The organism is Robertkochia flava (assembly GCF_020166515.1).
Classification (GTDB): Bacteria; Bacteroidota; Bacteroidia; order Flavobacteriales; family Flavobacteriaceae; genus Robertkochia; species Robertkochia flava.
This window is the reverse complement of the sequence record NZ_JAINZT010000008.1, coordinates 118,959-143,912: the sequence shown is the minus strand read 5'-3', so window position 1 is coordinate 143,912 and position 24,954 is coordinate 118,959. Positions and strand designations below refer to the sequence as shown.

The 24,954-nt window shown below is 47.6% G+C and carries 17 protein-coding genes; 12 read left to right on the top strand and 5 right to left on the bottom strand.

What is annotated here, in order from left to right:
* Window positions 1–54: 54 nt before the first annotated feature.
* From K7R11_RS13720 to K7R11_RS13695, 6 genes are all read left to right on the top strand, one after another.
* Window positions 55–3,363, top strand: coding sequence for a VCBS repeat-containing protein (locus K7R11_RS13720; protein WP_224491317.1), 3,309 nt, complete (start codon window positions 55–57; stop codon window positions 3,361–3,363).
* Entirely contained in the window at window positions 3,347–6,712 is a 3,366-nt protein-coding gene (locus K7R11_RS13715) for a VCBS repeat-containing protein (protein WP_224491316.1), read from the top strand. The genes K7R11_RS13720 and K7R11_RS13715 overlap by 17 nt, the downstream gene beginning before the upstream one ends.
* Window positions 6,699–9,980, top strand: coding sequence for a VCBS repeat-containing protein (locus K7R11_RS13710; RefSeq protein WP_224491315.1), 3,282 nt, complete (start codon window positions 6,699–6,701; stop codon window positions 9,978–9,980). Before K7R11_RS13715 ends, K7R11_RS13710 begins: the two co-directional genes overlap by 14 nt.
* The gene (locus K7R11_RS13705; protein ID WP_224491314.1) at window positions 9,977–11,320 is read left to right on the top strand and encodes a vanadium-dependent haloperoxidase; all 1,344 of its coding nucleotides are present in this window, start codon (window positions 9,977–9,979) and stop codon (window positions 11,318–11,320) included. The genes K7R11_RS13710 and K7R11_RS13705 overlap by 4 nt, the downstream gene beginning before the upstream one ends.
* 6 nt (window positions 11,321–11,326) lie before the next feature.
* Entirely contained in the window at window positions 11,327–11,722 is a 396-nt protein-coding gene (locus K7R11_RS13700; protein WP_224491313.1) for a hypothetical protein, read from the top strand.
* Window positions 11,723–11,839: 117 nt separating this feature from the next.
* Window positions 11,840–12,229, top strand: a complete 390-nt coding sequence (locus K7R11_RS13695) for a hypothetical protein (protein ID WP_224491312.1) — start codon at window positions 11,840–11,842, stop codon at window positions 12,227–12,229.
* On the opposite strand, the gene K7R11_RS13690 is transcribed toward K7R11_RS13695, so the two are convergent.
* The gene (locus K7R11_RS13690) at window positions 12,230–13,249 is read right to left on the bottom strand and encodes a LacI family DNA-binding transcriptional regulator (protein ID WP_224491311.1); all 1,020 of its coding nucleotides are present in this window, start codon (window positions 13,247–13,249) and stop codon (window positions 12,230–12,232) included.
* A 90-nt stretch (window positions 13,250–13,339) separates the two neighbouring features.
* Between K7R11_RS13690 and K7R11_RS13685 the strand changes: the two genes are divergently transcribed.
* The gene (locus tag K7R11_RS13685; protein WP_224491310.1) at window positions 13,340–14,203 is read left to right on the top strand and encodes a hypothetical protein; all 864 of its coding nucleotides are present in this window, start codon (window positions 13,340–13,342) and stop codon (window positions 14,201–14,203) included.
* An 84-nt stretch (window positions 14,204–14,287) separates the two neighbouring features.
* On the opposite strand, the gene K7R11_RS13680 is transcribed toward K7R11_RS13685, so the two are convergent.
* The 3 genes from K7R11_RS13680 to K7R11_RS13670 form a co-directional block, all read right to left on the bottom strand.
* On the bottom strand, window positions 14,288–15,262 hold the full coding sequence (locus K7R11_RS13680) for a LuxE/PaaK family acyltransferase (protein ID WP_224491309.1): 975 nt from the start codon (window positions 15,260–15,262) through the stop codon (window positions 14,288–14,290).
* Between the two features lie 81 nt (window positions 15,263–15,343).
* Window positions 15,344–17,320: a hypothetical protein gene (locus K7R11_RS13675; protein ID WP_224491308.1), complete on the bottom strand. Its 1,977-nt coding sequence runs from the start codon at window positions 17,318–17,320 to the stop codon at window positions 15,344–15,346.
* Window positions 17,321–17,368: 48 nt separating this feature from the next.
* Complete coding sequence (locus K7R11_RS13670; RefSeq protein ID WP_224491307.1) at window positions 17,369–20,158, bottom strand: TonB-dependent receptor; 2,790 nt, start codon at window positions 20,156–20,158, stop codon at window positions 17,369–17,371.
* A 176-nt stretch (window positions 20,159–20,334) separates the two neighbouring features.
* Between K7R11_RS13670 and K7R11_RS13665 the strand changes: the two genes are divergently transcribed.
* Both K7R11_RS13665 and K7R11_RS13660 read left to right on the top strand, forming a co-directional pair.
* Window positions 20,335–21,021, top strand: coding sequence for a response regulator transcription factor (locus K7R11_RS13665; RefSeq protein ID WP_224491306.1), 687 nt, complete (start codon window positions 20,335–20,337; stop codon window positions 21,019–21,021).
* Window positions 21,022–21,085: 64 nt separating this feature from the next.
* Window positions 21,086–22,174, top strand: coding sequence for a sensor histidine kinase (locus K7R11_RS13660; protein ID WP_224491305.1), 1,089 nt, complete (start codon window positions 21,086–21,088; stop codon window positions 22,172–22,174).
* Here K7R11_RS13660 and K7R11_RS13655 read toward each other — a convergent pair.
* Entirely contained in the window at window positions 22,103–23,164 is a 1,062-nt protein-coding gene (locus tag K7R11_RS13655; protein ID WP_317196484.1) for a glycosyltransferase, read from the bottom strand. The two genes, K7R11_RS13660 and K7R11_RS13655, sit on opposite strands and share 72 nt — an antisense overlap.
* A gap of 80 nt (window positions 23,165–23,244) precedes the next feature.
* On the opposite strand from K7R11_RS13655, the gene trmB reads away from it, so the two are divergent.
* Genes trmB through K7R11_RS13640 form a run of 3 tightly spaced genes read left to right on the top strand, consistent with a single transcriptional unit; the run spans window position 23,245 to window position 24,888 of the window.
* The gene (gene trmB, locus K7R11_RS13650) at window positions 23,245–23,919 is read left to right on the top strand and encodes a tRNA (guanosine(46)-N7)-methyltransferase TrmB (protein ID WP_224491303.1); all 675 of its coding nucleotides are present in this window, start codon (window positions 23,245–23,247) and stop codon (window positions 23,917–23,919) included.
* Window positions 23,919–24,554, top strand: coding sequence for a LysE family transporter (locus tag K7R11_RS13645; RefSeq protein ID WP_224491302.1), 636 nt, complete (start codon window positions 23,919–23,921; stop codon window positions 24,552–24,554). Before trmB ends, K7R11_RS13645 begins: the two co-directional genes overlap by 1 nt.
* Entirely contained in the window at window positions 24,541–24,888 is a 348-nt protein-coding gene (locus K7R11_RS13640; RefSeq protein WP_224491301.1) for an MGMT family protein, read from the top strand. Before K7R11_RS13645 ends, K7R11_RS13640 begins: the two co-directional genes overlap by 14 nt.
* The last annotated feature ends 66 nt before the right edge of the window (window positions 24,889–24,954 follow it).

Below are 24,954 nucleotides of genomic sequence, written 5' to 3'. Positions count from 1 at the left end.
CAATCACCACCTTTCAGATCGGTCGTTATGACCGACACGGGGATGCAACCAAAAATGAGAACACTACTTATCCGACATATTTACCTGGTGCTAACCCTTGCACTCCTGGGCTGTAAGGAAGACCCTTCTGTATGGTCCTACCTGGATTCCCGGGAAACCGGAATTTCCTTTTCCAATTCGGTCAAAAACACCGAAGAGCTCAACATTCTCAATTACCTCTATTTCTATAATGGCGCCGGGGTTGCCGCAGCAGATTTTAATAACGACGGATTCATCGACCTGTATTTTACCGCCAATAAGAATAGCGACGCCCTGTATCTCAACAAGGGTGCGATGACTTTCGAGGAGGTTACGGATCAGGCCGGGATCAAAAATAACACCGGATGGACTACGGGGGTAGCCACGGCAGATGTTGACGGCAACGGATTTCCCGATCTTTATATCAGTAAAGTAGCCCCCTTGTCTCCCGAGGGAACCCACAACCTGCTTTACCTGAACCAGGGACCTGACGAGCATGGCATACCTGAGTTCCTCGAAGCCGCTGCTGCTTATGGCCTTGACTTCAAAGGATATTCCACCCAGGCCGCCTTTTTTGACCAGGACCTGGATGGCGACCTGGACATGTTCCTCCTGAATCATTCCGTTCATCCCAACCAGAATTACGGCCGGGGAACGCTCCGGGATATTCCCGACAGCCTTTCCGGAGACCGCTTTTTCAGAAACCACGATGGCTATTTCAGAGATGAGACTACCCTTTCGGGCATCCACTCTGGAAAGATCGGATACGGATTAGGCATCAGTACCGGCGACCTGAACCAGGACGGATATCCCGACCTCTATATCGGTAATGACTTTTTCGAAAACGATTACCTCTACATGAATCAGGGCGATGGCACCTTCAGGGATGTCAACCTGAATACAGAAGTTCTCGGTCACACTTCTCACTTCTCCATGGGAAATGCTATCGGAGACATAAACAACGACCAGCTGCCCGATGTCTTTTCGGTGGATATGCTCCCGGAAGATCTGACCACTTATAAGAAATCCGGCCTGGAATTTCCATACCAGATCTATTCGAACTACCTCAAAAACGGGTATCAACCGCAATTCATGCAGAATACCCTGCACCTGAATACGGGAAGAATACAATTTAAGGAAACCGCCCACCTCAGTGGGGTGGCAGCAAGCGAATGGTCCTGGAGTGCCTTGCTTGAAGATCTGGATAACGACGGATACCGCGATATCTTTATCACCAACGGCATCCCCGGAGCGACCAACGATATGGACTTCGTGAACTTTATCGCCAATGAAGAGATCCAGAAAAAGCTCGGGGCCGATATGGGGAAAGATGAACTGAATTTCATCCGCCAGCTGCCGGAGAAAAGAACCGCTAACTACGTGCTCCTGAATAACGGACAAAAAAGATTTTTAAAGAATCGCATCTGGAATCAACACCCGCCCTCATTCAGTAACGGAGCCATCACTGCAGATCTGGATAATGATAACGACCTGGACCTGGTAGTAAACAACCTCAATGAAGGTGCCTTTATCATCAGGAACGATCTGAACACCGGAAATTCCATTGCGGTAAAATTCCATGGGAAAGGCCGCAACACCATGGGTATTGGTGCCCGCCTCCTCGCCTATCTTCCGGACGGGAGAACACTGCTGGCCGAGAACTATACCACAAGAGGCTACCTCTCTTCCCAGCCGGCAATAGTGCACCTGGGTACCGGTCAACATACCGCCATAGATTCCCTGAGGATACTATGGCCTGACGGCAGTTCTGAGGTAAGACTCAACGTGCCGGTAAACACTCAAGTGCTTTTTAAACAGGAAAACGCTGTCAAACAAGGCTTTTTACAACCTGCATTACCACCTTCTCTTGTGCAAAAGGTTGATATTTCACTGGAATATGAACACATCGATCAGGGCAGCCTGGAATTCAACCACAACCCGCTGATACCTTTCGCATCCACCAACCTCGGGCCTTCGGTAGAAACAGGAGACCTGAACAATGACGGCTTAACCGACCTGTGCTTCGGTGGGGGTAAAAAACAGGAGACTACAGTTTATCTGCAGACCTTTGAGGGGGCATTTCAAAAAATGGAAATCCCTTCGTTTGAGGCTGATGCCATCTGCGAGGATACCGACCAGCTGATCTTCGACGCCAACGGCGATCATCAAAACGACATCCTTATCGTATCCGGGGGGAATGAGTTTAAAGCAGGAATACCTCTGCAGCCCCGACTCTACATTCGCAGCGGGAAAAATTTCACGAAAAAAGAAGATGCTTTTCAAAACCTGGAGCTGAACGCCTCTTCCGTGAGCAATGCCGATATTGACAGGGATGGCGACCAGGATATCCTGATCACCTCTAACCTGGTGCCACTGGAATTCGGGAAGACCCCGAAACAATACCTGCTAAGCAATGACGGGAAAGGCTACTTTAAGGATATCACAGACAGCTATGCTCCGGAACTGAGAGGGATCGGGAATATTCAGGACGCAGCATGGGAAGACCTGAATCATGACGGACTACCGGACCTGGTGGTTGCCGGTCACTGGGGCCCGATATCGGTATTCATAAATACGGGGAACGGTCTGGAATTACAAACCAACACCGGCCTTGAAAACGCTTCGGGATGGTGGAATACGGTAAAAATCGTTGACCTGGACCTGGATGGCGACCTGGATCTGGTAGCCGGGAACTGGGGAGAAAACACACGCCTTACGGCCTCAGCAGAAGAACCAATAAAACTATACCGAAAAGACATGGACGACAATGGCTCCATAGAAACCATCGTAAGCCATTTCTACCAGGGCGTTGAAACGCCATTCTCATCAAAAGATGAACTCGCAAAACAGATGCCTTTTCTGAACAAGAAATATTTGTCCTATAAAAAATTTGCCGAAGCCGGAATGGCTGAACTTTTTGGCAGGGAGCATCTCAACAATGCCGAGATAAGAGAAGTTAAGGAGTTACGCAGTTGTTATTTCATCAATAACGGGGAGGGAACGTTTTCTCTTAGGACGCTTCCTTTCGATGCCCAAACCTCCTGTATAAATGATATTGCGGTATCCGATCTCAATAAGGATGGTTACCCCGATCTCATCCTTACCGGAAACCTTTTTGAAGTGTCTACCCAGTTAGGCCGTGCAGACAGCAACCGCGGAACCCTGCTGATCAATGACGGGAAAGGAAACTTTATAGAAGGCGGAGACGCAGGCTTGCATGGCGCCATGAGAAAGATCGTTCCACTTTCCATTGGCAGCGAACCGTATTGGATCATTACCCGAAACAACCAAACACCTCTTTTCATAGAACCCTCAAAGTTGAAAAACTATGACCATAAAAAATAATATCATCCTGGCTGCAATAGCAGTATCACTGCTTTCCACTTCCTGTAATCAGGACAGTACGGCCGAAAAAGCCACTCCGGAAAACGAAAATACCCTGTTCTCGCTTTTGGGACCTGAGGCTACAGGAATTGATTTCTTCAACAAGGTGGAGAATCAAAAGAATTTCAATATTTTCAAATACCGTAATTTCTACAACGGAGGCGGAGTGGCCATAGGAGACATCAACAATGATGGCCTTGCAGATATCTATATGACCGCCAATATGGGGCCCAACAAACTCTACCTAAATAAAGGAGACCTGACCTTTGAAGACATTTCAGAGAAGGCCGGGGTACAGGGAAATAAACCATGGTCTACCGGGGTGAATATGGTAGATATCAATAACGACGGGTTACTGGATATTTATGTGAGCAATGCCGGAAACCTGGAAGGCAACAATCACGACAACGACCTCTATATCAATAACGGAGATCTCACCTTCACCGAGAAGGCAGAAGAGTTCAACCTGGCCAAAACCGGGTTTAGCACCCATGCCACATTCTTTGACTACGACAAGGATGGCGACCTGGACGCCTACATCCTGAACAATAGCAATATCCCGGTAAGCAGCCTTGGGTATGCCCATCAAAGAGATGTAAGGGCCCAGGACTGGGAAGGGGTGCCCTATATCTTCCGGGGTGTTGGAGATATGTTGTTACGCAATGACAACGGAAGATTTACCGACGTCAGCGAGGATGCAGGAATCTACGGTAGTCTCATCGGATTTGGCCTGGGGGTGGTTATCAGCGATGTGAACCAGGACCTGTATCCCGACATCTACGTGTCAAACGATTTCTATGAAAGGGATTATTTATACATCAACAACCAGGACGGCACCTTTACCGAAGACATCAAGAACTGGACCTCCCACCTTTGCCTTTCGGCAATGGGAGTCGATATGGCCGACATCAATAATGACGGGAATTCTGATATTTTCATTACCGACATGCTTCCGGAACCGGAGGAACGGGTTAAATCGGTCATGACCTTTGAGGGCTATAACGTATTTAAGCTGAAGCAAAGCAAGGATTTCTATCAGCAATATATCCAGAACACCCTCCAGCTTAATAACGGGAACGGCAGTTTTTCCGAGGTCGCTTATTTCAGCGGGGTTGCCCGTACCGACTGGAGCTGGGCCGGTCTTATTTTTGACATGGACAACGATGGGTTTCGCGATATCTATGTAACTAACGGGATCAATCACGACCTTACCGACCTGGATTTTGTTGATTTCTTTGCCAATGACATCATTCAGAAAATGGCGCTTACCGGGAAAAAGGAGGCTATTGATACCATTATCAATAAAATGCCCCGGGTTCCCATCCCGAACTACGCTTTCCATAACCAGGGCGATATTACTTTTAACAATGCTTCTGCAGACTGGGGTATGAATATCCCGAGCATGTCCAACGGATGCGCCTACGGCGATCTGGATAATGACGGAGACCTTGACCTGGTAGTCAATAACGTTAATATGGATGCTTTCCTGTTCAGGAACAATTCAGAGAAGCTCACCGGCAACCGTTATATAAAACTCGGGTTTAACGGTCCTGAAGGCAACACCTTCGCTATAGGAACCACAGTAAGATTATACTTTGACGGCAACCACTATATGCAGGAGTTGAATCCGTCCCGTGGCTTTCAGTCATCCATGGAATACGGTATGACCATTGGCCTGGGCAAAGCTGAAAAGATCGATTCGTTACGGGTGGTCTGGCCTGACGACAAAACCCAGCTGATCACCAATATTGAGCCTAACCAGAACCTCCTTCTGGAATACGACCAGGCAAAAGAGCAGTACAGGCCTGCAGATCGCCAGAACAAAACTCCGGGACTTCTGAACGAGGTGGAAGGACTGCAACTAGCATACCATAAGGAGAATGTTTACAACGATTTCGACTATGAGGGTCTGATCAGTTCCAAACTGTCGCAGGAAGGTCCGTCCCTCGCTGTTGGCGATATCGACAATGACGGAAATGAAGACCTGTTCATCGGTGGAGCTGCCGGGCAACCAGGCATGATCTATTTGCACAAGGCAAGCGGAAAGGTAACTCATGTACCCCAGCTAAGTCTTCAAAACGATGCTGCCCTGGAAGATACCGCCGCAGCTTTCGTTGATATTGACGGGGATGGCGATCAGGACCTTTTGGTAGGATCCGGAGGAAACCAGGTAGGGCAACAAAACACCTATGTAACCAGGGTATATGAGAATAACGGCAAGGGAAGTTTTTCCCGGTCTTCCATCACGCTTCCTTCCAGATACAAGAATATTTCGGTGATAGCCCCCTGCGATTTTGACCAGGATGGCGACCAGGACCTCTTTATTGGCAGCAGGAGTGTAGTAGGCACCTATGGGGTAAATCCGGATCACCTTTTCCTTGAAAACAAGGGCAATGGTGAATTTAACGATGTTACCGAAAGACTCGCCTACGACCTTAAGGATGCAGGTATGATCACCGATGCCAAATGGACCGATATAGACGGCGACGGAAAGAAGGATCTTGTTACTGTTTCTGAATGGGGGGCTGCCATGATCCTGAAAAATAATGGCAGGCGACTGTTTAAGGAAGAGAATAACCTCAGTGCCCTGACAGGCTGGTGGAACACGGTAGAATCTGCTGACCTGGATAAGGATGGCGACCAGGACCTGATCCTTGGGAACCGGGGTTCAAATATTATTTACCGTCCTTCCGAAGAATCTCCCTTGGTATTATACGTGAATGACTTTGACAATAACGGAACTATCGAGCAGATTCTTACCCAAAGGGTAGAGGGAAAAGATTACCCGATACACATGAAAAAGGAACTGACCGCCCAGCTGGTTTCCCTCAAAAAAGAAAACCTGAAAGCCTCGGATTATGCCACACGGTCTATAGATGAACTGTTTCCCGAAGACCTGATCAATAATTCCATAGTAAAGGAGGTGAATACCACCCAGACCCTTCTGGCGATAAACAACGGGAATGGAACATTTGAGATCAAAGCATTGCCATCGAGGGTACAACTGTCCTGCGTTTGCGGCATAAGTTGCGAAGACGTCAATAATGACGGAAACACAGACCTTATCATGGCCGGGAATAACTTTGAATTCAAACCGCAATTCTCCCGTCTTGATGCGAGCTACGGAAATGTCTTATTAGGTGATGGCCAGATGAACTTCACCTGGACAGATTACCAGAACAGTGGCTTTTTTGTAAAAGACGAGGTGAAACACCTGAAAATGTTCCGCGACAAGAACGGTCATCGTTACCTTGTAGCCGCCATTAATGATAATAAACCAAAAATATACCGCCTCAATGAAACGCTTTAAGCACAGCCCTTTTAATGTACTGTTCGCATCCATAGCACTATGCGTGTTCTCTTCCTGCGATTCAGACCAGGAGGTTTTCAGGGAGGTGACTGCTCAAAAATCGGGTATAGAGTTTTCCAATACCCTGACCCCTACAGAAGATCTGAATATCCTGGATTACCTGTACTTCTATAACGGAGGGGGTGTGGCGGTAGGCGACATCAACAATGACGGGCTGGCGGACATCTATTTTTCAGGAAACCAAGCACCAAATCGTCTGTACCTCAACAAGGGGGACATGAAGTTTGAAGATATTACAGAGACCGCCGGGGTTAGCGGAAACAGCAGCTGGAATACCGGTACGGTCATGGCCGATGTTAATGGAGACGGCCTGCTGGATATTTATGTGTGTGCAGTGGTGGGCCTAAAGGGACTTCGCGGTCACAACGAACTCTTTATCAATAACGGAGACAATACATTTACAGAAAGTGCTGCCTCCTATGGGCTGGACCTGGACACCTACAGTTCTAATGCAGCATTTTTTGATTACGACCTCGATGGCGACCTGGACATGTACCTGCTCAATCATGCGGTGCATACCCAGGAATCTTTTGGAAAAGCCAGTCTCAGGGAGACGTGGTCTTATGAATCCGGAGACAGGTTATTCCGAAATGATGGATCGCGGTTCACAGATGTAAGCCGGGAAGCTGGAATCTATGGCGGTGTAAACGGATACGGACTCGGCCTGGCCGTAGCCGATTTTAACCGGGATGGATACCCTGATATTTATGTGGGCAATGACTTTCATGAAGATGATTACTACTACCTAAATCAGGGCGACGGCACATTCAAAGAGTCCATGAAGGACTATTTCGGACATATCTCAAGATTCTCCATGGGGAATGACGTTGCCGATATCAATCACGATGGCTATCCTGACCTCCTGTCCCTGGACATGCTCCCGGAAGATGAAATACCCCTGAAGGCATCAGAGGGAGACGACAATGTGCAGATGCTTAAACTGCGTACGCAAACCCTGGGCTATCATTACCAGTTTACCAGGAATATGCTTCACCTGAACAGGGAAGGGGAATTCTTTTCTGAACAGGCCCTGATGTCCGGAATTGCTGCTACCGACTGGAGTTGGAGCGCATTACTGGAGGATTTTAACCTGGACACGGAAACCGATGTTTTTATCGCGAACGGCATCCCGAAACGACCTAACGATCTGGACTACATCCGCTATGTATCCAGTGATCAGATACAGAATAAGATCAGTAATACCTCCCTTGTAGATCAAAAGGCTTTAGACATGATGCCCTCCGGAAAGGTTCCCAATTACATTTTCGAAGGAAGTCGAAACCTGGAATTTAAGGACCGAACAGGAGCATGGACCCCAAAAAAAGACCGGATAACCACCGCTATTGCCATGGGTGACCTGGATAATGACGGCGACACCGACCTGGTATGGAACAACCTCAATGAACCGGCAGTGATCCTCGAAAATCAAAGTGCCGGAAAGGATAAAAACCATTACCTGAGCGTTGCCCTCAGCTTTGAAGACCACAACCCTTTTGCCGTGGGGGCCAAAGTTGTGGTATGGCATGACAATACCCTTTCCTACCGGGAATTATTTCCCGTAAGAGGTTTCCAGTCGTCCTCTCAATACCGGCTGAATTTCGGGCTGGGAGCATCAAACCGGGTTGACTCCCTGCAGGTGATCTGGCCAGACAACACCTCAGAGGTGGTGAGAGACATTAAAGCCGATCAGCTGCTTATGCTGACTGCAGGAAACCAACGGCAGCGCATGTCTTCCCGAAAACACAGGGGTGAGGTACTATTTGAAAGAGACAGCACCCGAACAGGTATTGCTTTTAAACATGAAGAAGACAACTACCTTGATTTTAACAGCCAAAAGCTTATCCCCTATCGCATTTCAGATCGTGGACCCGCTACAGCAGTTGGCGATCTTAACGGGGACGGACTGGAGGATATTTATTTCGGGTCTTCAAAATTTAATCCCGCACAGGTTTACCTGCAAACAGACAGCACCTATACCAGAAATACAACTATGGAGTTCCTGAAAGATTCGGTGAACGAAGAGGTAGCTGCGTTAATACAGGACCTTAATAACGATGGCAAAAACGACCTCTACCTGGCTACCGGGGGAGCGAATTTTTTTGGGAAAAGTGCCCCCCTGCTCGATCAGCTTTTCACAACCTCCGGGGATTCCCTGCAAAAGAGTCCTCTTCCGGAATGGTATTCAAATTCTTCCGTGATCTGCCCGTATGATTACGACAAGGACGGAGATACGGATATTTTTGTAGGTAACCAGGCCATCACCTACGACTTTGGAAACCTACCCTCTTCCCTGCTGTTAAACCAGGAAGACGGAACCTTCCATAAGGAGGAAATGGCACTTTTTGAGAAAGCCGGTATGATCACCGATGCCCTATGGCAGGATGTGAATAATGACGGTTGGTCGGATCTCATCGTTATCGGGGAATGGATGCAGCCCCGGTTCTTTATCAACCACCAGGGGAAACTTAAGGAAGAAGACCTGCTGGACACCCCCGTTTCGGGCTTATGGCAGAAGATCCATCCTTTTGATATCGATGGAGACGGCGATCAGGACCTGCTCCTTGCCAACTGGGGTACCAACTCCAAGTTCCAGGCTACGAAGCAATACCCGCTTCTGATGCATTATGGCGACCTTGATGGAAACGGCGCAACAGAAACTATTGTAAGTACCGCTAAGGAAGGGGCATATTACCCGCTGGAAAATTTTGATGAACTCGCATCCCAGCTGAACAGTCTCATGCGGAAATCCTTTCCCGATTACAAATCTTTTGCGGGGAAAACAACCGAAGAGATCTTCGGAAAGGCGCTTGATGAGTATGCTGCCACCCTTGAGGTAAACGAACTTCGTTCGGGGTACCTGCTCAACGAGAACGGAAGTTTCCGATTTGTTCCGTTTTCCCGGGAACTCCAGGAGTCGCCCCTGACCGCCTTCCTTACCTTTGACTTTAACGGAGACGGGAAAGAGGAGGTGCTCATAGGAGGGAATTACTTCGGAGTAAAACCTTATCACGGACGTTTTGACGGCTTTCCCGGCGCCCTGATCAGCAGTGCAGATGATGTGAAACTAACCCATACAACCGGCCTAAACCTCAGCGGCAAATCGGTAAGACACCTCAATATTATACGACTTAATAAACAACCCTTTCTATTGGTAACCGTGAACAACGGACCTGCAGAGATTTACCAGTTAAAAGCAATACAATCATGAAAAGACTATTTTACAGCATCCTGGCAGCATCAGGACTTCTTGTAGGAGCCTGTACCGAAGACCAACCGATCTCCATCAATGCAGAGCATCTGCACCAATCGGTGGAGCAGGTTACCGAGATCATGATACACGATATATTTTCACCTCCTGTGGCCAGCCGGATCTTTGCATATCCAAATATTACCGCCTACGAGATCATGGCTAAGAATACCGGGAACTATCCCAGCCTCTATCAGCAGATCGGGCATTTACCCGAGATACCTGTGAGCACTGACCCGGAGGTAAATGCAGAGCTGGCAGCTTTGATCGCACATATGGAGATCAGCAAGAGCCTGATCTTTTCGGAAGAGCGCATGGAATCCTTCCAGGACAGCCTTTACCACGTCTGGTCGGGCATGAATGAAGGAGAGTTCGCGGCCTCCAAAGCCTATGCCGAAGAGGTCATCGGGGTCATCAGGCCATGGATAAACTCCGACAATTACAAGGAAACACGTACCATGCCTAAATTCACCGTAAACAGTGAAGACCCTTCCAGGTGGCAGCCTACTCCGCCGGCCTACATGGATGGAATAGAACCGCACTGGATGAAGATACGCCCCCTGGTGATCGAATCTGCAGATCAGTTTAAGCCTGTACCTCCCCCGGCATTTTCTATGGAAAAAGACTCGGATTTTTACAAAGAACTTATGGAAGTTTATGAGACCGGGAATAGGATCACCGACGACAATTCCGAAGAAGTGGCCATCGCACAGTTCTGGGACTGTAATCCTTATGTATCAGTTACCCGCGGACACCTTATGTTCGCCACCAAAAAGATCACTCCCGGAGCACACTGGATAGGCATATGCAAGATCGCTTCCAGGGAGTCGGAACTGGATTTTGCAGCCACGCTTCAGGCCTACACCAAAACCTCTATTGCCATATTTGATGGCTTTATCAGCTGCTGGGATGAGAAGTACCGCAGCAATCTGATCCGTCCGGAAACGCTGATCAACCAGCACATCGATGAGAATTGGAAACCTATACTACAAACCCCGCCGTTTCCGGAATACACCAGCGGACATTCTGTGGTTTCCGGAGCAGCCGCTAAAACCCTCACCTCCATCTTTGGAGAGAATTTTGCCTTCGCCGATGATACCGAAATTCCGTATGGCTTGCCTGTGAGAAGTTTCAATTCTTTTAATGAGGCCGCAGAAGAAGCCGCTATCAGCAGGATGTACGGTGGGATTCATTACCGGGCCGCTATTGAAGTAGGCATCAAACAAGGCCGTGAGCTCGGTGACTTTGTAGTGAATAGACTAAACATGAAAAAAGAACAACCCCTGGCACAAAATCAGTAACCCCCTATGAAACGAGTTTTGCAGATCCTTATCCTGCTTTTTGGCATCTTTTTGGTCTGGTATTTTATCATCAAACCCAACGATTACAATATTCACTTTAAGGCTCAAACCAGTGCAGGTCTTGCGTATGATGAGCTCCTGAACTGGAGCGCCGTATCCGATCTTCCCGAGAGCTCTGCCATTAAAGACCCGGAACTGTACAAGGAACTCACCCAGGAAGTAGACCTCCATGGAGCAACCTATGTTTTAAACTGGACCATCACCAGGATCAACGATTCGATCACGGGAATAAATGCGGGAATCAAACAGCCCGGAAAATCCTTGATCAACAGGCTACTTATCCCCTTCAGCAATACCCGGTACGAAGAGCAAACCCTGGAACTGGTGAAGAACTACAAATAGTTTCTCGATGAAAGTATCAGGCAGTTTCATCTAAGTATCGAAGGAGAGACCCAGTCTCCCGGAAAATTCTGTGCCTGTACAAGGGCAAAGGCTACTCCGGAAAGGAAGGCCTTCCGAATGATGAGAGACTACAGCTACCTGAGCGGATTTATTGCCTCAGAAAACCTTACCCCCGATGGTTTTCCGATGATCAAGATCCGTGACTATGACGAAAAAAACAGGATAATTGAGTTTGATTTTTGCTTTCCCCTGGTGGAACAGGATTCGCTCCCGGAGAGCCCGGACATCTTTTTCCGAAGGATTGAACAAGCTCCTGCCCTGAAAGCAGTATACAACGGGGATTACCGTTTTTCCAACAAAAGCTGGTTTGAGTTGTTTGAGCATGCTGAGAAAGAAGAGATCCCTTTCAGCAAGACGCCCCTGGAGATCTATCACAACAATCCGAACATGGGAGGGGATGCCCTGCAGTGGACGGCCGAGATCTACCTGCCTATTGACAGGTCATGATCAGGCCGATTCCCGTTTTACCAAAGTGGTGCTCACAACCTCCTTGGTATATGGAGGCTCCTCATCACCCTCACTTTCCAGGCGATCGATCAATAACCGGGCAGCCCGCTCCCCGATCTCTTCCCCGTGCTGACTTACGGTAGTGAGAGAAGGACTGCTGCTTTTGGAGATGATCCCGTCTGTAAAAGCGATCACAGAGATATCCTCAGGGATCCTGTACCCCGCCTTTTGGGCGATCTTCATAGCCGACACGGCAAAGAATTCGGTTACAGCAAACACCGCATCCACCTCCTGGTCTCTGAAGAGGGCTTCCACCGGTTCGAATCCGCTGTAGAAATCCTCCAGCTTTAAGATCAGGTTTTCATCCAGGGCGATCCCGGCATCGAGAATGGCCTTTTTATAGCCTTCGGTCCGGAGTTTGCCCACACTGCCCATGTAATCAGGCATGGTAAGCATGGCGATTCGCCTTTTACCCTTTTCTATAAGATAATTTACCGCATCGTAGGTCCCCTTAAAATCATCGATCACGACCTTGTCACATTCTACCTGGTCGGTAACCCTGTCGATCATAACAACCGGCATCCCACGGTTGATCACCTCATTGATATGGTGAAAGTCCCCGGCTTTTTCAGTACCCTGGGAAAGGGCCATAATAAACCCATCGATGCTTCCGTTGGCAAGCATTTCCATATTGATCACCTCCTTCTCGAAGGTTTCGTTTGAAATACAAATGATCACGTTATACCCTCTTTGGGTAGCATACTTTTCGATACCAGTGGTAATGGAAGAGAAGAAAAAATGCTGGATCTCAGGCAGCACGATCCCAAGGTTCTTGGTTTTTTGATTCTTGAGGCTCAGTGCAATATTATTAGGCTTGTAATTATGTTCCCTGGCAAATTCCTGGATAATCTTCCGGGTCTTTTCACTGATTTCCGGACTGTCTTTCAGGGCCTTGGAAACTGTGGAAATGGAGACATTAAACCGTTTGGAGATCTCTTTTAATGTAATCTTCTTTTTCATCTTTCGTAAGAAAACTTTGGATTCCATCAAAAATAGGGTTTAATATCGAAATTGCTTTTAATTTTATAATGTTGTTTGTAATTTTTAGTGATGAAAACACATACCCTCGCACTTGGCATCACCCTCCTGATCTGGTGTTGCAAAACACCCCTTCCGGAACATCTGGAACTGCTTACCTATTTGCCGAAATCCATGGAAGAAAATTCAGGTATGGAGACCATTCCCGGTTCTCCCCTGGTCTGGTTTATCAATGACTCGGGGAATAAGGACCACCTGTACGGTATAAATCTTCAGGGGAAAATAGAGAAGGATTTCAACATCAAAGGGGCGAGTAATGAGGATTGGGAAGATCTCGCTGCCGACGAACAGGGCAACATCTACATTGCAGATATCGGTAACAACAACTTTAAAAGAGATCAGTTATATATTTATAAACTCCCTAATCCTGCTACCATATCCGGAGACAATATCGAAGCGGAAGAAATCGAGATCACTTATCCGGGACACGACAAAAACCAACCTTTTAATGCAGAGGCCCTTCTGTACTATAAGGATCGACTGTATATTTTCACTAAAAATGTAAAGAAAGACCAGGGTCCGGCCACCCGTTTATTTTCTGTTCCTGCTTCCCCGGGGAAGCACGAGGCTACTCTGATGGGCGATATCACCACCTGCAAGAATCAGGAAACCTGTGAGATCACCGCAGCGGATATCAGTCCGGACGGAAAAGTGCTCCTCCTCCTGGGATATGATTCCCTGTGGATCGCCCCCAATTTCCTGGAACAGGATTCCATCCCTCCCTTCCGGAGAATTGCATTGCAACACCGCACCCAGAAAGAGGCTGTTTGCTTCTTTGACAACCAAACCCTGTTTATCTCGGATGAACGCAACAGCACCGGAGGTGGCATCCTTTATCGCTACATCTCGGATCAGCTGAAAGCGGAAGTCGAATAGTAGAATTCCTGATGAGCAAACCATCCCTTCGGGAAAACTGTATGGATGAATAGACTAATGTGAGATCAGGGCATGACTCAAATGCTACAGGACCATCAGGTTACACCCCCGGATATCTGAATTATCAAACCGCCCAAGAACTTCGAATCCTTCCTCCTTTGCCCTCCCCAGGTCCTGGGTAGCTAAAAAGGAACAACTGTGAATATTGGCCAGGTCGATCACGTTGATTCCCCCGCCCCTGCCTTTGCCGAGGTAAGAAAAAGGGTCTTCCATATCTCTGACCCGTATCTGCATCCATGGTGGCGTATTAAAAATTCCATCGCCCTTAGAATATGCCTGGCTTAGCAGTTCGGTCATTCCATATTCCGAATGGATCTTTGACACCCCGAACCCCTGCTTCAGGATTCCGTGCAATTCATCCCGTATCAACTCTTTACGACGGCCCTTCATTCCTCCCGTTTCCATTACCACGGTATGCTTCAGGGAAAAATCAAAGGATTCCACCAGGTCCAGTAAGGCAAAGGAAACGCCAATGAGCAACACCTTCTGTCCTGCACTGTCCAGGGCTTTTAACAACCCGGCAAGGCCTTCCAGATCATTGAGAAAAAACCCACTGACCTCATGACCGGACTTTTCGATCATATCATTCACCATATAGATCAGGGAAGAACCGGTACGCTCCAGGTAAGAAGGAAGAAGGGCCAGCACTACATAATCCTTAACAGGGCCGTAAAAGTGTTCGAATCCCCGTCTGAAACTTTCTTCATACCAACTCAGGTCATGTACATAATGCTTACTGGTTTGCATTCCTGTGGTACCACTGCTGGAAAAGGTTTCGGCAACGTCGAGGTTTCCCCCCAGTACCCGGTGACTTTTAAAGAACTCTATAGGCATAAAGGGGATCTCCCGGACCTCTTGGATATCTTCAGGGGCGCGGTTCAGCAAATCACAGAATTTGCGGTAAACAGGATTATTACGATACTGAAACCGAAACACCTCCAGGGCTGTCCTGGTGAAATCAGCCTCGTCTTTTATGTTAAAAATGCTTTCCTTTTTCATGTACTGATCAACCTTGCAAAAGTAGCTAAAATAAAAAAGCACCCCGAAGGGTGCTCATTCATATTCTTTAAATGCCTGATCCTACAAGGTGGCGTCTTTCCAGCTCCATCCTGAGATATCAAGAGGTGTCCCGTTGGCGAATACATCATCTGTAGCATTCTGCACCGGATTCCCATCGATGATCACATTGGTAGTCGGGCCATCATTTGGCATATCCAGGTTGGTGTCATATCCTTCCACATACAGGTTGGAGAAGGTGGCCCCGGACTGCTTTTTGAATTGCAGGGCGAGTCCCCCAACACTGGAAACAGCGGTAAAGTTAACCAGCTGTGGATTGGCGTTATCTCCATCAGCCTCAACTGCGGTTGAAAAACCTGCAAGAGTATGACTTACATAGGTGTTCTCTACGGTTCCACTCCATCCTTCAGTCCAGTCAACTGCATCATCTTCCAGGTTCTCCAGGTAGATATTTTTAGCGGAAACCGTTCCTCCGAAGAATTCCACCCCATCGTCAGAACCGTTGTAGATGGCGATGTTCTCAACAGTGGTTCCGGACCCTACCGCATAGAAGGAGATCCCGTTATACTGTGACTCGGAGTTGATCTGTGCCCCTGTCCCGTAAAGTACGAGGTTTCTGATGCTACCTGAATTATCGGCGTCGTCATTCCCTCCGTAAAGGAATCCTCCGATCTCTGCCTGAACATCGGCTGCACCAGCGGTAGTGGTGGCATTACCACAAATTACAAGTCCACCCCAGTCTCCAGGATTTCCGTTTGCTGAAGCCATGATCACGGGATTGGTTTCGGATCCCTGAATATCGATGGTTCCGCCCTTAAGTACAGCAATATAAACTGCAGTACCGCCGTCACGGGCAGTGATCTTAGTTCCTGCAGGAATGGTTAGTGAACCTCCATCTGCGATGATATAAGAAGAGTTTAGTTCGTAAGAAACGGAAGCATCCAGGACCACATCTCCGGTCACAGTTCCCTGAAGAAGGTTTGCTTCAACTTCTCCGCGGTTAGCTACCCAGTCAAAATCGTTCACATCCACGGTAGGAGTAGTGGTATAGGTTTTTCCGGGATCTGCATTCTCTCCTTCGATCTTGATCACAGAAAGTTCTGCTTCGGTAGGATTCTGAGGATCTGCAGCATTCGGCAGATCTACAGAGGTATCGTATCCCGTTAGGGAAAGCCCGGTAATGGTTGCTCCGGACTGCTTCTTAAACTGAAGGGCAAGACCGCCGGTTTCAGATACCGCAGTAAAGTCGGTAATAGTTGGGTTTGCATTGTCTCCGTCAGCCTCAATAGCGGTAGAAAATCCTTCTATGGTATGGAGCACATAGGTATTGGTAACACCCCCGTCCCAGCCTTCGGTCCAGTCTACGGCATCATCTTCGTTATTCTCGAGATACAAATTGGTAATTGTCACAGATCCTCCGAAGAACTCCACCCCGTCATCAGCTCCGTTAAGAATGGCCACATTGGAGATCGACGTCCCGGATCCCACTGCGTAAAGGGAAAGTCCGTTATACTGTGATTCAGAGTTGATCTGGGCACCGGCACCTTCGATGATCAGGTACTCGATAGATCCGGAATTATCTGCCGGATCATCACCCCCGTACAAAAGTCCGCCTACCTCAGCAACCACATCAGAGGCTCCTGCCGTAGTCTGAGCGTTTCCACAGATCACCAGGCCTCCCCAATCTCCGGGAGTACCGTTCTGTGAGGTAAGCACCACCGGATTGGAAGCCGTACCCTGGATATCGATCATACCCCCTTTTTGAACAACAATATATTTGTCGGTACCTCTTTCTGAGGTTATGGTTGTTCCTGCAGGAATGGTCAGGGTAACCCCGGCCTCAACGCTAAGGATTCCAGTAAGATCGTAAGGCACAGTGGCGTCCAGGGTAAGGTCTTCGGTGACCTCTCCCTCTAATTCATTTTCGGCCTCAATGACCGGCGGCTCCGTTATGGTTCCTTCGTCGTCACTACACCCGACAACTGCAAAAGCAGCGAACAAAGCGGCAATTGCATTAATTTTAAGAAATGATTTTCTCATGATAAAAGATTAATTTGAAGATTAAGATTTATTGAATATTAATTAAGTTTAAAAGGTGTATTGAACGCCCAGGGAAAACACAGATCCGTTGGTATATGACCTCACGGTCTCCTCGGTCTCTATCCCGGTCATTCCTGGTTTTACAAATTGCGTTCTTCTGATATCAGGATTCAACAGGTTCAGTCCCCGGAACTGAAGGTTCCAGTGTTCTCCCAGTTGCTTTCCTAATACAAGGTCCAGGGTCACAAACCCTTTCTCAATGATCTCGTCATTATAATCCACAGCACTGTTCTGCTGATTAAGCGGTGCTCCCCCTAGGGAGAAGATCTTGTCTGAAGAATAGTTTGCGGTAAGGGCTGCAGTAAAAGGGTTTGCAGATTTAGCCTCAAAATTCAGGGTACTGTTAAAGATCCAGTCGGCCGCTCCCTGTAATCCGGTTTCGGTTTTTCCTTTGTAACGGAAGGTCTGGATAATTCTTCCTGAAGATTCATCCACAAGTTCCCTGAGATCCTGGCTGTGCCACATACGCGTAGCGTTCAGATTAAGTCCCAGATCAAAACCTGCCATTTCCTCTGCTGATTTTATCAGATCCAGGCGACTTTCGAACTCGAGTCCGTAAACCTCGGCCTGATCACTGGTGTTGAAGTAGGAAAAGATTCCTGAGGCCCCTCTGGTGATGGTTCTGTTGATCGGGTTCTCTATCTCCTTATAGAAGGCCGCCAGAGAGACCAGTTGGGTTGCACTTGGAAAATACTCCCATTTCAGGTCGTAATTGTAGTTGGTAGAGGCTTCCAGGTCCGGATTACCCCTTGTGATCTGCCCGGTTTGAGAAACATATTCGAAAGGAGCGATCTCCTTGAATTCCGGAAGGGTGATGGTACGGCTGGTCGCAAATCGGATCGCACTCTTCTCGCTGAAACTGTACTTCGCGTTAAAGCTCGGATAGATATTCTGGTAAGCCTTATCGCTCTCTCCCAAACGTCCGGGAATGTTCCCCACGTCATATCGCACTTTCAGATCGTCATCCTGGTAACGGAATCCAAGGTTAAAGTTCCATTTGCTCAATCCTACGTTCAGGCTGGTAAAAGCAGCAAGCGATTGCAGGTCGGCCTCATAACGGTCTACAGGCTGCACATTGAAATCAAGCAAGCCGTTGGCGAAATTAGACCGGATAAAAATGGCACTCAGATCGTCAATAGATGGAGGATTTACTGCATCGGTAAAGGCTTCTTCCACCCCATATACCTGGGAAACAAAGTTCCGTTCCTTATAACGGAAACTTCCTCCTATGGCAAGACTGATCTGTGTATCTTCTTCATCCTTGAATGTTATTACGTCTTTTAAACGGGCATTGTACTCATCATCCCCGATTTTCTGAAGCGACTTACGCTGCTGGAACCCTCCGGTTCTGGCCAATTGCACTTTTTCTTCATTAAAGTTTACCTCATTACGGATACGGTTAGGCTCATCGGCATCTACGCGGTTGTAACCCAATGCCCAATCGATCTGGTTGTTTTTAAACAAGGGGTGGGTACCTGATAATTGATTTACCCAGAGGCGGGTTTGTTTGATATTCTGATCGCGAATAAACTGAGACAATCCTTCCGCAGGGTTGGTCTCCTCAAAGATCAGTCCGGTACCGTCCCGCCCTGCCTCGTATACCTGATCTCTCAGGGTATTGATAAGCAGGGTATTGAATTTGATCTTATTGTTATAATCAAAGGCATAGGTAGCATCAAACAGCCCTGAAGTGGTTATATTCCGGTTAAATTCCGTCACATCGTTCAGGCTGTCATCCAGGAAGTTCTGATCGTATTGTTTGAAGATCCCCTCGCGGTACTGATGGGAGATGGATTGAGATCCGGCAAAAAACAGTTTTAATTTGTCTCCGATCTTTTTCCCGGCAGTTACTGCGATGGTCCCGTTGTATGGAGCAGACTCCTTTTGAGTATTCCAGGACTGATCAAGTATATTATTAAAGGTCAGGTTATCCTGGTTGTAATACCCCAGGGTAACATTGTTCTGCATTGGGGAGACCCTGAAATCTCCGGAAGCATTTGCCATAACGTTAGAGTTGGCGCCTCCTCGAAGACGTACGCTGAACTCCTGGTCACCTACCAGTTCTCTCGAAGAAATATCAACGGTTCCCGAGGCCTGGTCGGCATAATTCTCCACACTATAGGTTTTACTCACCCCCACATTCTGAATAACCCGGGTAGGGAACAATCCCAGGTCAATATTCTTTCTTTCCACATCATCAGAAGGGATGGGAAGTCCGTTCAGGGTCGTACTCAGGTATCGATCCCCCAGCCCGCGTATAAACACGTCACCGGAACCTTCTGTAGTGGTTACACCCGATATTTTTGTGGTAGCGGTTGCGGCATCCGACACTCCTATTTTCGTAAGCTGCTGCGCCCCGATACTCTCCTTGATCTCTACTGCTTTTTTCTGTTCCAACAACAAAGCGGTCTCTGAGTCGCGTCGTACCGTCGTGGTTACGACCACCTCATCAAGACTGACACTTCCTGCTCCCAGAGCGGTGTTCACTTCGGTTACTTTTCCGGCCTCAACCACTACATCGGGAAACTCCAGGGTTTCATAACCCACAAAACTGATCACCAGGGTATAGGTTCCCGGCGCTACATTGGCCAGCTCGAACAGCCCGTCAAAATCGGTTGTTGTTCCTTTGGCAGATCCGGCGATCTGCACGTTGGCAAAAGGTAAGGGTTCATTGTTCATTTCCTTGTCGAGGATCTTCCCGACTATAGAACCATTCTGGTCCTGGGCGAAATTTAAAGCGGAGCATAATAACGCCGCTAACAATAAAATACTTCTCATTACTTCGTTTTAAATTCTGCTGCAAATTAACAGCAGGATCACCGGCCTGATGTTACAGCCGGATTAAACTAAGACGGGATCATGTTACCTTTTTGTTATGATATTAAATGATTGTTAAGCGGGTTTGAGAATTAGTTTTATCTTTACTTTTGAGCAGAAATTCAACTATTAATCGTATGAAAAAGAAGGAAATAAAAATCCTTTTAGTAGACGATGAGCCGGATATCCTGGAAATCGTAGGCTATAACCTTTCTTCCGAAGGATATAACGTAAGTACCGCCGCGAACGGGGTGGAAGCCATTAGCAGTGCTAAGAAAGAAAAACCACACCTGATCATCCTGGATGTGATGATGCCTGAAATGGACGGTATCGAAACCTGCGAAAAGCTTCGGAATATCCCTGAATTGCAAAACACCATCATCACCTTCTTAACCGCCAGGGGGGAAGATTACTCCCAGGTAGCGGGGTTCGATGCGGGAGCAGACGACTATATCACCAAACCCATCAAACCTAAGGTACTGGTAAGCAAGGTCAAGGCCCTGCTTAGACGACTTAAGGAACAGGAGGAACAGGAAGATGATGTTGTAAAAGCCGGAGATATCATTATCAACAGGGACGAATACAAGATCATTCAGGACGGGAATGAGATCATTCTTCCCCGAAAAGAATTTGAGCTGCTTTCCCTGCTCGCTTCCAGGCCGGGTAAGGTATTCAAGAGAGAGGATATCCTTGACCAGGTATGGGGAAATGAAGTTGTGGTAGGAGGTCGCACCATTGATGTCCACATCAGGAAACTCCGGGAAAAGATCGGCGACGACCATTTCAAGACCGTCAAGGGGGTAGGCTATAAATTTGTACAGTAGGGCCGCTATTCTCCTGTACTGAATCCCTCTAAATTTCCCTAAATTTGAGGAAATCCCTTTTCTTTTGGCAACAAAACTAAAAAGATCATACCGGTTCGCACTGCGCTCCTCCGGCTATATTACGGGCCTGAGCAGTTTGCTGCTTGCCATTTTCCTGAGGGTATTCGATATCTTTAATCCGTGGGCCGTACTGGCGTTTGCCCTGGCCTTGTTTCTCATCTGCTTTTTTATCATTCAGATCAGGGTAGAGCATTTTATCTACAAGCGGGTAAAACGCATCTATGACGACGTCTCCCTTCTGGAGAAGGAAGACTTTCGCGACCAACCCGTAACCACCGATATGCAAACCCTGACCCGGGAGATTGAGCGCTTTGCCAACAACAAAAAGATCGAGATCGAAGCCTTAAAGATCCGGGAAACCTATCGTAAAGAATTTTTGGGAAATGTTTCTCATGAACTGAAGACCCCGCTGTTTACCGTACAGGGCTATATCGAAACCCTGCTTGACGGGGCATTAGACGACAAGGCGGTACGCAAGAAATACCTGCAGCGTGCAGCCAAGGGCGTAGAGCGACTTATCTACATCGTGCGGGATCTCGACATGATCACCAAACTGGAAACGGGAGACCTTCACCTGGAAAAGGAGGCCTTTGATATTGTGGAACTGGTACAGAACGTATTTGACATGATGGAAATGAAGGCGGCCAAAAAGAATATCAACCTCACCTTCGACATGAAATACACCAAGCCGGTCATGGTCTATGCCGACCGCGAACGCATACAGCAGGTGATTACCAACCTGGTGGTTAATTCGATCAAATACGGTAAGGAAGACGGAACTACCGAGGTGAGTATTGAAGACCTGATCAAAAACAAGGTCATCATCCGGGTAACAGACAACGGGGAAGGCATCCAGCAACAGAATATCCCGCGATTATTTGAGCGCTTTTACAGGGTAGACAAAAGCGGAAACCGGAAAGAGGGGGGCTCAGGCCTTGGGTTGTCTATTGTAAAACACATTATCGAAGCCCATAAGGAAAGGATCTATGTGGAAAGTGTCTTCGGAGTAGGATCTGAGTTCTCATTTACCCTGGAACGTGCCAAAGACATCAAAGATCCCGTCAGGGTCAAAAAGGGCGTTAAAACCGCCTAACCCTCTAAAGGTGGTCGTCCTGTCTAGCATTTCTATCTTAAATTCATCCTGGGTCGCAAAGGGAACAAGTCCCTGCTCTTCCATTCGCTGAGCCAGGTACTCCTGTTCAAATTGCCCCGGCGTCGGTATAAAAAATGCCTTTTTATCCAGTTTGGCGAGATCCATAATGGTGGTATACCCGGACCTGCATAGCACCAGGCTGCTCTTACTAAAGGCAACTTCCAGCTGTTCCGAGTTCATGAAATTATAGATACGGTTATGTCCCATGGTTTTAACCGTCTGCCTCTCCTCTACCTTTCCTCTGACCATTAGAATTTCCCCGACATAAGAGCGCAACTCCTCCATGAGCTTTTCTTCCAGCATGGTTCTCTGGGGCTCAGGTCCTGAAAGCAACACCAGGAGATCGTATTTTACCGGCAGGTTTAACTTCTCTAGCCGGCTTAACGGTCCCAGATAACGCACATTTTTAAAACCCCCGGAAGCATGTCCCAGCTCTCCGCTAAGGTTAGGTTCCCCTTCCACATCGGGAACCCAGCAAACATCGAATTTCGAGATATAGCGCTGATGAAGGGCAGTACTGATGGAACTGGTATTTCCGCTTAAAACATGGAGCTGATGGGTCATAAATACGCTGGGCACTTTTTTGGAATACACCCCAAGACGGTTGTCCGAGATAATTCCGTCGAGCGCCAGATAATCTACCAGTTTTTTTGTGTACTTATGTTCCTTGGCAATCGCCCTCAGGATCTTTGGAGAATCGTAAAGCAGTTTCCATTTAAAATATTTCGCTTTTTTGGCATATTCAATATCGTAGGCCGGCAATTCGACAAACTCCAGGTCCGGAAATTCATTCTTAAGCAATTCCAGAGCATCCCCATCGGAACCGATCACCGGATCAAAGCCATGCGCCTGCAATTCCCTGATCACCGGAATACATCGGGTGGCATGTCCGAGCCCCCAATTCAGGGGTGCAACCAGTATTCTTTTCATCTTTCTCATTTTATGTAAAGAAACCGCATTTTCAGAAGAGAAAGATTTACTTAATTTTGCCTTTAATTTAAATAATTGTTGTGGGGAGTAAGAACAAGCTTAAACGGTTCAGGGAAAACGAGACTTTTTCCAATGTTATACAGCCAAACAGAGAGGCTGTAGTATCCGATAACTTTGAATACAAAGGCAAATGGAAGGAGAAATACTTTAAGAACAATAACCCTGTTGTTCTGGAACTGGGCTGCGGTAAGGGCGAGTACAGTGTAGGCATGGCCAGGAAATATCCTCAAAAGAACTTTATAGGGATCGACATTAAAGGAGCCCGGTTCTGGAGGGGTGCCAAGACGGCCCTGGAAGAAGGACTCAGCAATGTTTGTTTTCTCCGTTCACAGATCGAACTTATCGATAAACTATTTGACCACCATGAGGTCGACGAGATCTGGATCACCTTCCCGGATCCTCAGATCAAGTACAAGCGTACCAAGCACCGGCTCACCAACGAAGACTTCCTTGACCGCTACCGGTGGATACTCAGACCTGACGGGGTAGTCCATCTGAAAACCGACAGCGAGTTCATGCACGGGTATACCCTTGGTCTTTTGCACGGCCTGGAAGAGGAGGTCCTGTATTCGAACCACAACGTCTACAAAAACCAGGGCAGCCCCGAAGAAGTTACCGAAATTCAGACTTTTTACGAAAAACAGTATCTTGAAGAAGGAAAACCCATCACCTATATCAAGTTTAAACTCAGCTAATGACCCATCTTATCATCCTGTTCTTCGCCACCTTCTCTGCAGCCCTTATGGGAGTGGTATTTCCGGGATTAGTCAATATTACTGCAGCGCGAACCGGATCTAAAAAAGGAAAACAGGGTGGAATCATCTTTTCTGCAGGGGCTTCGGCCACTGTTATGATCCAGGCTTATATCGGGGTCCTTATCTCCAAATACCTCTATAACAATCCTTTCGTGATCGATATCCTGCTTAAGATCGCCCTGGGTGTTTTTGCTTTTTTTTCGATTTACTTTCTGGTTACCGCCCGAAAGAACCAGGAAAAGAAAAAACGGGTAGTGGCGGTAAAAAGAAAGAACCTCTTCTTCAAAGGGATGCTGATCTCCTTTCTCAATGTGCTGCCTATTGCGTATTTCTGCGGACTTAATGCCGCATGGAAGGTTTCCGGATGGATCAAGTTCGAACTGCCCGATATCCTCACCTTTATCTTAGCAGCGGGTCTTGGTACCTTTGCCATGTTGTACATGTATGTATTTTACTTTGACAGGCTGGAATCCAGAACCGATTATTTTTCGAGATACTCCGATTATATTTTAAGCGCCCTGATGGGTGTACTGCTTATCATCACCCTGATCCGTCTGTTCTATGTCGAAGGCTAAACCCGATAAGGAATCCTTTTTTGAAAGGGTATACGAGGTTGTCCGGAAGGTCCCTTTCGGCAAGGTTACCTCATATGGGGCCATCGCCAGGTACCTGGGCGCTGCCGGAAGTGCACGCATGGTGGGCTGGGCAATGAACGCCTCCCATGGAAAAGAGGATGTACCGGCCCACCGGGTCGTAAATCGCAAAGGTCTGCTCACCGGAAAACATCATTTTGACGGCACCCGCCTTATGCAGCAACTGCTGGAGAGTGAGGGTGTGGAGGTTATCGATGACCAGATTCAAAACCTGGAACGTTATTACTGGGATCCATCAAAGGAATTAAACCCTTAGAAAATAGCTACTTACATCTCTTTTTTTCTTTAAATTTGCGCCGCCCTTTTCATAAGGAAACCCCTA

Excerpts from the sequence above, each read along its gene's own strand:
- K7R11_RS13640 (WP_224491301.1), top strand. The coding sequence starts at position 24,541 with ATGTCGAAGGCTAAACCCGATAAGGAATCCTTTTTTGAAAGGGTATAC.
- K7R11_RS13670 (WP_224491307.1), bottom strand. The coding sequence starts at position 20,158 with ATGAGAAGTATTTTATTGTTAGCGGCGTTATTATGCTCCGCTTTAAAT.
- K7R11_RS13680 (WP_224491309.1), bottom strand. The coding sequence starts at position 15,262 with ATGAAAAAGGAAAGCATTTTTAACATAAAAGACGAGGCTGATTTCACC.
- K7R11_RS13715 (WP_224491316.1), top strand. The coding sequence starts at position 3,347 with ATGACCATAAAAAATAATATCATCCTGGCTGCAATAGCAGTATCACTG.
- K7R11_RS13675 (WP_224491308.1), bottom strand. The coding sequence starts at position 17,320 with ATGAGAAAATCATTTCTTAAAATTAATGCAATTGCCGCTTTGTTCGCT.
- K7R11_RS13690 (WP_224491311.1), bottom strand. The coding sequence starts at position 13,249 with ATGAAAAAGAAGATTACATTAAAAGAGATCTCCAAACGGTTTAATGTC.
- K7R11_RS13720 (WP_224491317.1), top strand. The coding sequence starts at position 55 with ATGAGAACACTACTTATCCGACATATTTACCTGGTGCTAACCCTTGCA.
- K7R11_RS13665 (WP_224491306.1), top strand. The coding sequence starts at position 20,335 with ATGAAAAAGAAGGAAATAAAAATCCTTTTAGTAGACGATGAGCCGGAT.
- K7R11_RS13645 (WP_224491302.1), top strand. The coding sequence starts at position 23,919 with ATGACCCATCTTATCATCCTGTTCTTCGCCACCTTCTCTGCAGCCCTT.
- K7R11_RS13695 (WP_224491312.1), top strand. The coding sequence starts at position 11,840 with ATGATGAGAGACTACAGCTACCTGAGCGGATTTATTGCCTCAGAAAAC.
- K7R11_RS13710 (WP_224491315.1), top strand. The coding sequence starts at position 6,699 with ATGAAACGCTTTAAGCACAGCCCTTTTAATGTACTGTTCGCATCCATA.
- K7R11_RS13705 (WP_224491314.1), top strand. The coding sequence starts at position 9,977 with ATGAAAAGACTATTTTACAGCATCCTGGCAGCATCAGGACTTCTTGTA.
- K7R11_RS13685 (WP_224491310.1), top strand. The coding sequence starts at position 13,340 with ATGAAAACACATACCCTCGCACTTGGCATCACCCTCCTGATCTGGTGT.
- K7R11_RS13655 (WP_317196484.1), bottom strand. The coding sequence starts at position 23,164 with ATGAAAAGAATACTGGTTGCACCCCTGAATTGGGGGCTCGGACATGCC.
- K7R11_RS13700 (WP_224491313.1), top strand. The coding sequence starts at position 11,327 with ATGAAACGAGTTTTGCAGATCCTTATCCTGCTTTTTGGCATCTTTTTG.